Here is a 9,490-nt window from a genome sequence, read left to right on the forward strand (position 1 = left end):
CTTGGATATGTGTGTATTTTTGTCTGGACATACGAACACCCCCTGTATAGGTTTATTTTCCTACACAGGGGGCGTTTTGTCTATTGTCCGTTTTTACTGGTTCAGTTCAAAGACGGGAGGGGCGCTTTTTTACATGAGCCCGGGAGCCCGACGAACTCCCACCCCACTACCTGCCTCCTAGGTCCAACCGTGGACGCCGCTTGATAAGGCACAACAGGGCACCTGCTGTCACGCCCCGCGCCCCGCCCGGGCGGATAGGGAATGGCGGAAGGAGGGGTGGTATAATGGACAGATCTGTGCTATGATAGAGCCAAACATCCAAATCGCCCGTACCCAGAACAGATTTGGCAGCGACCTTTTGTGCATCCGTGCAAAAAGAGAACAATCGTGAAAAGGAGAGTTTCCATGCTTGTAGGAGAGGCCGTAAAAGTCAAGTTCAGCATCTTTAAAAACCGGTTTGCCTTTGAATGCGGCAGCCATGGCGTCACCCTGGAAAAGATCGGCGGAGGAATCTGCCTGTATGCCACCGACAGCAGCCATGAGGAGATCTACTGCGCCATGCCGCTGGGCCTGGAGCGGGATTTCAAGGACAGCGCCTATTACATCTACGCGCCCAACGATCACCAGATGCTGCTGCGGGTCCACAAGGCGGTGATGCTGGTGGATTTTGAGGGGAAGTGGTGTTCCACCAACGTCAAGGACTTCCGGGTCTATGGCTCCAAGCTGTGGGGCCAGAACTGCCTGACCCCCTGGAAAGACGAGTACACCCGGATCTACAACGCCGCCGAAAAGGCCCGCATCGCCGCCGGAGAATCCTGACCGGCGTCTCCCGGCCCTGGGGCCAAGCCGTCTATCACAGCGTCTTTGTCCAATCCAGCGAGGTAACAAAATGAACAGGATCATGTACGTGGGGGAACATCCCAAAATTTACAATGTCCGCATGCACAAACACGATCACTGGGAAGTGGTTTACTGTACGGCAGGGGAGGGCACCTTCCGGTTTGAGGAACAGCCCTCCATCACCTATTCCGCCGGCGAGACCGTTGTCATCCCGCCCCGAATGGCCCACGCAAACTCCAGCACCGAGGGATTTGCCAACATCCATATCATGCTGGATTCCCCGTCTTTTCCCTTCCAGGACGCCTTCCGGGTGGCGGACGAGGACGGCAGCCTGGCCCATGCCTTTGCCCAGGTCCGTCTGTATCATATGTCTGACCGCAAGCGCCACGAGCTGGTGCTGGCCTCTCTGGGCGAGCTGATCGCCAGCTACATTGTGGTGTTCCGCAGCAATGTGGAGTTTTCCCAGCCGGTGGCCCAGATCCGGGCCAGCATCATGGAGAACTTTGACCGCTCCGACTACCAGCTGGATGAGTTCATCCGGACCCTGCCCTTCCACTACGATTACTTGCGCAAGCTGTTTAAAAAAGAGGTGGGGCTGTCTCCGCTGGAGTACCTGACCGACGTCCGGATGAAAACCGCCGAGCGCCTTTTGACCCTGTGGGCGGCGGGATACACCATCGCAGAAATCGCCGAAATGTGCGGGTTTGACAATGCCCTGTACTTTTCGCGGGTGTTCAAAAAATACTATGGCTGCGCTCCGTCCCAGTTCATGAAAGACAAGGCCGGCGTCTATTCCAATGTGCCGGATCGGACAGAACTGGAAACCTGACCCCGCGCGGGAAAACTGCAGAGAAAACAGAGCGGGACTTTACCGCCTTTTGCGAAAAAACGCCGTACAGCGATCAAAGCTGTATGGCGTTTTTTACAATTTTAAGATTTTCATTTTGTGCGCTTTTACAAACGCAGCTGTGAGAAGGCTGAAATCTGCAGCCAAAATGTCCGTTTCGTGAATGAAATGTGTCGTAAAAGGTATTCAAGTGGAGGACGCGGGACGGTATACTGTAGGTACAGTTGAGCGGCGGCGAACACACCGCCGGGCACAGCCGAAACGGCTGGAGATTGGCCCCCGGCGCCCGGCTTGGAAGCGCCGGACGGCGCCGGCAGATACGCGATTGGATGAAGGAGGATGTCTACTATGGTCAGCATTTTGATTATCGGCCACGGCAACTTTGCCACCGGTGCTTTGAGCGCAACCCGCCTGGTTGCAGGCGCACCGGAAAATGTATATGCGCTGGATTTCCCCGAGGGAATGAGCGCAGAGGAGCTGAAGGAGGCCATGCAGGCCCGTCTGGCCGCCATCGAGACCCCGGAGATCCTGGTGATGGCTGACCTGGCCGGCGGCACCCCCTTCCGCACCGCGGTGGAGCTGAAGATGACCATGCCGGAAAAGCAGATCCGGGTGGTGGCCGGCACCAGCATGCCGGCCCTGATGGAAGCCGCCTTCTCCTCGGACAGCATGGACCTGGCCGAACTCACCGCCGATGTGATTCAGACCGGCGTGGAAGGCTTTGTGGACTGGGATGCCCAGACCGCAGACGAGGAAGAGCCGGAGTTTGAGGACGGCCTGTAAGGCGGAGGGACCGAGATGATCAAGACCATTCATGTGGAGCCCATCAAAAACCGTGAGAAATACCTCTCCACCCCGCTGCTGACCCGGGCCGAAGTGGAAAAGGCCATGGACTTTGTGGTGGCCCAGACCCGGGCCAACATGGAGTATTTCGGCAGCAAGTTCCCCTGGTCGGCCACCAAAGGCCTGAAATACCCCATCATCGAGAACATCGAGTGGACCGACGGTTTCTGGACCGGCCTGCTGTGGCTGTGCTACGAATACACCGGGGACGAAGCGTTCCGGCAGCGTGCCGAACAGAACATCGACTCCTTCCTCCACCGTGTGGAAAACCGCATCGAGCTGGACCACCACGATCTGGGCTTTTTGTACTCTCCCTCCTGCGTGGCGGGCTACAAGCTGGTGGGCTCCGAAAAGGGCAAGCGGGCCGGCATTCTGGCGGCCGACAAGCTGATGGAGCGCTACAACCAGCGGGACGGCTTCATTCAGGCCTGGGGCGCTGTGGGCGCACAGGACAACTACCGCCTGATTATCGACTGCTTTATGAATATCCCCCTGCTGTACTGGGCCACCGGCATCACCGGCGATCCCAAGTACGCAGACGCGGCGGACAAGCACTTTGAAAAGGCCGCCAACTACGTCATCCGGGATGACGCCTCGGCCTTCCACACCTACTACTTTGACGCACAGACCGGCCAGCCCCTGCGGGGCGCCACCCGTCAGGGCTACAGCGATGATTCCGCCTGGGCCCGGGGTCAGGCCTGGGGCATCTACGGCATCCCCCTGAACTACCTGCAGAACCACAACCCCGCTTCGGTCAACCTGTTCGAGGGCATGACCAACTACTTCCTCAACCGCCTGCCGAAGGACGACGTCTGCTATTGGGACCTGATTTTCGGCGACGGGTCGGGCCAGTCCCGGGATTCCTCGGCCGCGGCCATTGCCGTCTGCGGCATGCTGGAAATGGGCAAATACCTGCCCGAGCTGCACCCCGAGAAGGAGACCTATCAGCGGGCCTGCCACCGCATCCTGCGCAGCCTGATCGAGAACTATCAGGGCACCACGGCGGAGCCCGGCAGCCCGGTGCTGTACCACGGCGTCTACTCCTGGCACAGCGGCAAGGGCGTGGACGAGGGCAACATCTGGGGCGACTACTACTACATGGAAGCGCTGGTCCGCTTCTACAAAGACTGGAATCTGTACTGGTAACCCGGTACTCAATGTTAAGAACCATCAAGGAGGAAACAGAGTATGCCGAACATTGTTGCATTCCGCATTGACGAGCGCCTGATTCATGGTCAGGGCCAGATCTGGATCAAGGCCCTGGGCGCCAACACGGTGATCGTGGCCAACGATGCCGCCAGCGAGGACCCCATGCAGCAGCAGCTGATGAAGGCCGTGGTCCCCAAGACCATCGCCATGCGGTTCTTCTCGGTCCAGAAAACCTGCGACCTGATCCACAAGGCATCCCCCAAGCAGGTGATCTTCATCGTCTGCAAGACCCCTCAGGACGCCCTGCGCCTGGTGGCGGGCGGCGTGCCGGTCAAGGAGATCAACGTGGGCAACATCCACCGCGCTCCCGGCAAGGAGGAGATCAGCAAGTTCATCGCCCTGGGCCCTGAGGACAAGGCTGCCCTGCGGGAACTGCGGGATCAGTACGGGATTACCTTCAACACCAAGGCTACGGCCACCGGCGACGACGGCGCCGCTCTGGTGGACCTGAATAAGTACATCTAACGTCAAAAAGAGGAGGAAGATTTTCGTGCAAATCACAATGTTTCAAGCGGTGCTGATTGCCCTCTGGACCGGCGTCTGTCTGGCCGGTATGCTGCTGGGCATCTACACCAACCGCTGCCTGGTCATGGCAACGGGTGTCGGTCTGATTCTGGGTGACCCTGTCACCGGTCTGGCGATGGGCGCTGTGGGCGAGCTGGCCTTCATGGGCTACGGCGTCTCCCAGGGAGGCTCCATTCCCCCCAACCACATGGGCCCCGGCATCGTGGGCGCCATCATGGCCATCACCGCAGGCGTCAACGTGGAAACCGCTCTGGCCCTGTCCATCCCCTTTGCGGTGGGCTTCCAGTTCGTGCTGACCGCCACCTATACCTTCGCCACCACCCTGACCGGTGCCGCCACCCGCGCACTGGAGAAGAAGAACTTCCGGATGTTCCGTCTGGCCGCCAACCTGACGGTGTGGGTCTTCTTCATTGTGGGCTGCCTGATCGGCCTGGCTGCTGCCCTCAGCGCCTCCGGCCTGGAAGCCGTCATCAACCTGATCCCCGCCTGGCTGAGCACCGGCCTGACCATCGCCGGCAAGATGCTGCCCGCCGTCGGCTTCGCCATGATCCTGAACGTCATGGCCAAGAAGGAGCTGATCCCCTTCGTGCTGCTGGGCTACGTCCTGGTTTCCTACCTGGGCCTGGGTACCATGGCTGTGGCCATCACCGCCACCGCTGTGGCTCTGATCGTGTTCTTCAACCAGAATAAGGGCGGCGTGGCTGCTGAAGATGAGGAGGTTGTGTTCGAAGATGGCATCTAATGTCTTGACCAAGAGCGATTACATCAAAACATCGCTGCGCGCATATTTCATCCAGAACGGTTTCAACTACGGCAACTACCAGGGCCTGGGCTACGCCAACATGCTGTATCCCGCCCTGCGCAAGATGTACAAGGACGACGATGACGCCCTGCAGGCCGCACTCCAGGAGAACCTGGATTTCTACAACACCAACATTCACTTTGTTCCCTTCATCACCAGCCTGCACCTGGTGATGCTGGAGAACGGCACCCCCAACAGCGAGATCCGCAACATCAAGATGGCTCTGATGGGCCCCCTGGCCGGCATCGGCGACTCTCTGTCCCAGTTCGTCCTGGCCCCCCTGCTGGGCACCATCGGCGCATCCCTGGCCTACGAAGGCCTGATGATGGGCCCCATCATCTACCTGCTGGGCATGAACATCGTGCTGCTGCTGGTCAAGCTGATGTCCGGCATGCTGGGCTATAACCTGGGCACCAGCATCATCGGCACCCTCACCAGCCAGATCGAGAAGATCTCCCGTGTGGCCAGCATGATCGGCGTCACCGTCATCGCGGGCCTGGCGGTCAGCTTTGTCAAGATCACCACCCCCATCCAGTATGTGGCCTCGGTCCCCGGCGGCGGGGAACAGGTGGTGTCCCTGCAGTCCATGATCGACGCCATCGCACCCAACCTGCTGCCGTGCCTGTTTGTGGGCCTGGTGTTCTACCTCATCAAAGTGAAGAAGTGGACGACCGTCAAGCTGGTCTGCATGACCATCCTGCTGGGAATCCTGCTGTCTGTGCTGCACCTGGTAGCCTGACCTTTCTGTGTGGTCTGCGCTGACAGGCGTCACAGAACTCACCCGTACACGTTCGGGCAGGGATGTTGCGCCACATCCCTGCCTCTTTTTTATCGGAGGATGCACCCATGAACGTCTCCCTCAAACAGCTGCGTTCGACCGCCCGCGTCTTGGCCGCACAGTACGATGTGCAGGCCGTTGCCCGCTATGTGGAGACCCACTGCGGGCAGGAGGCCGCGGCCCTGCGGGCGCAGGCGGATGACCTGCTGGAAAACCGCTTTGTGTTCTGTGACCGGTGGGACATGGAGCCCTGCCGCATCCCTTATACCGTGGCCCCGGGGCAGTGGACCCACAGCCCCAACGGAGACCCGGAGTGGGTCTTTATGCTCAACCGCCACGACTACCTGCCCAAGCTGTGGCAGGCCGCCGTCCTGACCGGAGACGGCCGCTACACCCGCAAGGTGACGGCGTCCATTCTGGACTGGATTGCCAGCAACCCCATCACCCTGGAGGGGACCCCGGCCACCCGCACCATCGACACCGGCATCCGGTGCATGAACTGGTGCAGGCTGCTGCCCTTCCTCCTGGCGGGGGACGCCCTCACCGATGCAGAGGCCAAAACCATCCTGCACAGCCTGGCGGAACAGTTCGCCAACCTGCGCCAGCGGTATCTGGCCCGGTACACCCTCAGCAACTGGGGCGTTCTGCAGACCACGGCCATCTGCGCCGGCTCTGCCTGGCTGTCCGGCGTGCTGCCCGACGGGCTGGAGGCGTGGGCCTGGGAGGAGCTGCGGACCCAGCTGCGGCTGCAGATTCTGGAGGACGGCACCCACTGGGAACAGTCCCCCATGTACCACGTGGAGGTCCTGAACGCCTGCACCAAACTGCTGATCCAGCTGCAGGCGGCCCGGCAGGCGGGCTGCACCCTGTGTCCTGCGGCGCAGGACGCCCTGGCCCGGCCGGAAACCGTCTGCGCGGAACAGCAGGCCGGGCCGGGGGAGGGGCTGGACTTTGCATCCGGCGGCTGGCTGGAACAGGCGGTGCGGGTCATGAGCCGGCACGTCCTGTACACAGCGGACCCGGCCCTGTTCCAGCTGCCCCAGTGCGACAGCGATGTGACCGACGTGCGGGATGTGCTGGCCCGGGCCGCCGCCCTGCTGCCCGACGGCGGGATATTCCGCTGGGCGGCAGGGGAGGCTCTGGACATGGACAGCGCCTGGCAGCTGGGCGCCCCGGGCATTGCAGCCTTTGAGGCCCAGCCGGCCCAAAAGCCGGTCCAGTGCAGCTGGAACTGTCCCCGCAGCGGCAATCTGGCGCTGCGGTCGGGCTGGGAGCCGGCGGCCCACTTTACCGCCGTCAAAAACAGCCCTCTGGGCAGCAGCCACGGCCACGCAGACCAGACCCACCTGAACCTCTACTACAAGGGAAAGCCCTTCCTGGTGGACAGCGGCCGCTACACCTACCGGGAGGACGATCCCCTGCGTCTGGAACTCAAGGCCCCGGCGGCCCACAACGTCTGCGTCATCGACGGCCAGTCGGGCGGAACCCCCGACGGCTCCTGGAGCTATGCGGATTACGCCGAGACGGGGCCCAACTACTTCGCTGAGGAGGGCGGGGCCCACTATGTGGAGATGCCATTCCATGGAACCCTGCGGGACGGCACGCCCTATCACATCATCCGCCGCCTGATGGTGCTGGATGAAGGGGTCTGGCTGTCGGTGCAGGATGTCATCTGCCGGGGAGAGCACCAGGTCCGGGAATACTTCCACCTGGCCGCCGATGTACAGGCAGAATCCATCCCGGAGGGATGGCTGCTGCACAGCGGCGGGGCGGCCCTGAAATTGCGCTCCACCCACCCCTTCACCGCCCGGACGGGGATTCTGTCCCCCTGCTACAACGAAAAGCAGGATGGGGTGGTGCTGGTGGGGGAGATTGCCATGCGGGACCGCTGGACCGGCTGCACCCTCTTTGTGGACAAGGACTGGACGGCCGAGCCGGCCCACGTATATCAGGCCGGCAGCACCCGGCCTCTGGACCCCGAAACCGTATCGGCCTGGACGGTTCGGTCCGGCAGTGAAAAGGCCTGGACCCTTCTGGTCTGGAACCGGGAAAATTTCCGCGGGGCCAAGGTGTTTGACTGCCAGGGCCAGCCGGTCTACGGCAAGGCGGTGGTCCTGTGCGGCGAGACCCACAGCCGCCGCACCGTTCGCCTGAAATAAACAAGGGAGAAACTGAGGATGAACAATCGAATTTGTATCGTGGACGCGCAGGGCGCGTGCAAGGCGGAAGCCAGTGGCCGGGAGGAAGCGATTCTGGCCTGGAGCGGCGCCTATGAGCCCGGGGACGTGATCCTGTTTGAAGTGGATCAACCCGGCCATTACATGGTCCGTGTGGACGACTGTCTGGACGAGGCTCTGGTGTATCTGGCACAGAACACCCTGCGCTATTCTGTCCTGTTTGACGAAAAAAAGGACGCCCACAACCCCAAGGCCTTTACTGGCGAACGGCACTATTTGACTCTGCGTCCCGCCCGAAGCTGGGAGCTGGGCTATCGCAACCTTGCCCGCAACCCCGCTGACCAGCACGACGTGGAGGGCTGCTACCCTCACGCCAGAGCCAATGTGGAAACCCGGGGCGAGTCGGTGTTTGCCGCCCGCAACGCCATCGACGGGGTGGCGGCGGTGTCCTCCCATGGCCGGTGGCCCTATTCTTCCTGGGGCATCAACCGGCAGGATGACGCCGAGCTGACCCTGGAGTTTGGCCGCTCGGTGGACTTTGACACCATCGTACTGTACACCCGCGCCGACTTCCCCCACGACAACTGGTGGATTCGGGGCACCTTCACCTTCTCGGACGGCACCCAGGAGCAGGTGGAGATGGAAAAGAGCAGCGAGCCCCACCGGTTCGCCATTGCCCGCTCCGGCATTACCTGGCTCAAGCTGGGCAGCCTGATCAAAGCCGACGACCCGTCCCCCTTCCCGGCCCTGACCCAGCTGGAAGTATACGGGCAGGACTCGTCCGCTCCCGCCCGGCCGTAAGGGCTGAGGCTGGCACAAATCCCACGCCGACCCGGCGATTGGATACACATCTGCATCATTTTAAGGAGGTTTTGCACAATGTCTGTTTGCACCCAGAAATCCTTTGACCTGACCGGCAAAGTGGCGCTGATCACCGGCGCATCCTACGGCATCGGCTTCGCCATCGCCACCGCCATGGCCAACTGCGGCGCCACCATCGTGTTCAACGACATCAAGCAGGAGCTGGTGGACAAGGGCCTGGCTTCCTACAAGGAGGCCGGCATCAATGCTCACGGCTACGTCTGCGACGTCACCAACGAGAACGCCGTCAACGAGATGGTGAAGAAGATCACCGAGGAAGTGGGCCACATCAACATTCTGGTGAACAACGCCGGCATCATCAAGCGCATCCCCATGTGCGACATGACCGCTGAGCAGTTCCGCCAGGTCATCGACGTGGACCTGAACGCTCCTTTCATCGTGTCCAAGGCTGTGATTCCCGACATGATCGCCCAGGGCGGCGGCAAGATCATCAACATCTGCTCCATGATGAGCGAGCTGGGCCGCGAGACCGTTTCGGCCTATGCAGCAGCCAAGGGCGGCCTGAAGATGCTGACCAAGAACATTGCCTCCGAGTACGGCGCTTACAACATCCAGTGCAACGGCATCGGACCCGGCTACATCGCCAC

At 61.3% G+C, this 9,490-nt stretch carries 10 protein-coding genes; all 10 read left to right on the plus strand.

The window, feature by feature from the left end; genetic code table 11:
- The first annotated feature begins 405 nt into the window (after positions 1 to 405).
- Positions 406 to 819, plus strand: a complete 414-nt coding sequence (locus B5F27_RS14955) for a hypothetical protein (RefSeq protein ID WP_087368887.1) — start codon at positions 406 to 408, stop codon at positions 817 to 819.
- Positions 820 to 889: 70 nt separating this feature from the next.
- Positions 890 to 1,669 (plus strand): AraC family transcriptional regulator, encoded by a 780-nt coding sequence (locus B5F27_RS14960; protein WP_087368888.1) that lies wholly within the window; start codon positions 890 to 892, stop codon positions 1,667 to 1,669.
- Positions 1,670 to 2,035: 366 nt separating this feature from the next.
- Positions 2,036 to 2,470, plus strand: a complete 435-nt coding sequence (locus B5F27_RS14965) for a hypothetical protein (protein ID WP_087368889.1) — start codon at positions 2,036 to 2,038, stop codon at positions 2,468 to 2,470.
- Positions 2,471 to 2,485: 15 nt separating this feature from the next.
- On the plus strand, positions 2,486 to 3,676 hold the full coding sequence (locus B5F27_RS14970; RefSeq protein ID WP_087368890.1) for a glycoside hydrolase family 88 protein: 1,191 nt from the start codon (positions 2,486 to 2,488) through the stop codon (positions 3,674 to 3,676).
- Between the two features lie 42 nt (positions 3,677 to 3,718).
- Positions 3,719 to 4,204 (plus strand): PTS system mannose/fructose/N-acetylgalactosamine-transporter subunit IIB, encoded by a 486-nt coding sequence (locus tag B5F27_RS14975; protein WP_087368891.1) that lies wholly within the window; start codon positions 3,719 to 3,721, stop codon positions 4,202 to 4,204.
- A 25-nt stretch (positions 4,205 to 4,229) separates the two neighbouring features.
- Positions 4,230 to 5,006: a PTS sugar transporter subunit IIC gene (locus B5F27_RS14980; RefSeq protein WP_087368892.1), complete on the plus strand. Its 777-nt coding sequence runs from the start codon at positions 4,230 to 4,232 to the stop codon at positions 5,004 to 5,006.
- Entirely contained in the window at positions 4,996 to 5,805 is an 810-nt protein-coding gene (locus tag B5F27_RS14985) for a PTS system mannose/fructose/sorbose family transporter subunit IID (RefSeq protein WP_087368893.1), read from the plus strand. Before B5F27_RS14980 ends, B5F27_RS14985 begins: the two co-directional genes overlap by 11 nt.
- Before the next feature lie 107 nt (positions 5,806 to 5,912).
- A complete protein-coding gene (locus B5F27_RS14990) occupies positions 5,913 to 8,003 on the plus strand; it encodes a heparinase II/III family protein (RefSeq protein WP_158098270.1) in 2,091 nt (696 codons plus the stop codon).
- Between the two features lie 18 nt (positions 8,004 to 8,021).
- Positions 8,022 to 8,822, plus strand: a complete 801-nt coding sequence (locus B5F27_RS14995; protein ID WP_087368895.1) for a carbohydrate-binding protein — start codon at positions 8,022 to 8,024, stop codon at positions 8,820 to 8,822.
- 78 nt (positions 8,823 to 8,900) lie between these two features.
- On the plus strand, positions 8,901 to 9,490 hold a 590-nt coding region (locus B5F27_RS15000), incomplete at its 3' end, for an SDR family NAD(P)-dependent oxidoreductase (protein WP_087368896.1).

The organism is Faecalibacterium sp. An192 (assembly GCF_002160175.1).
In the GTDB taxonomy this organism is placed as follows: domain Bacteria; phylum Bacillota; class Clostridia; order Oscillospirales; family Ruminococcaceae; genus Faecalibacterium.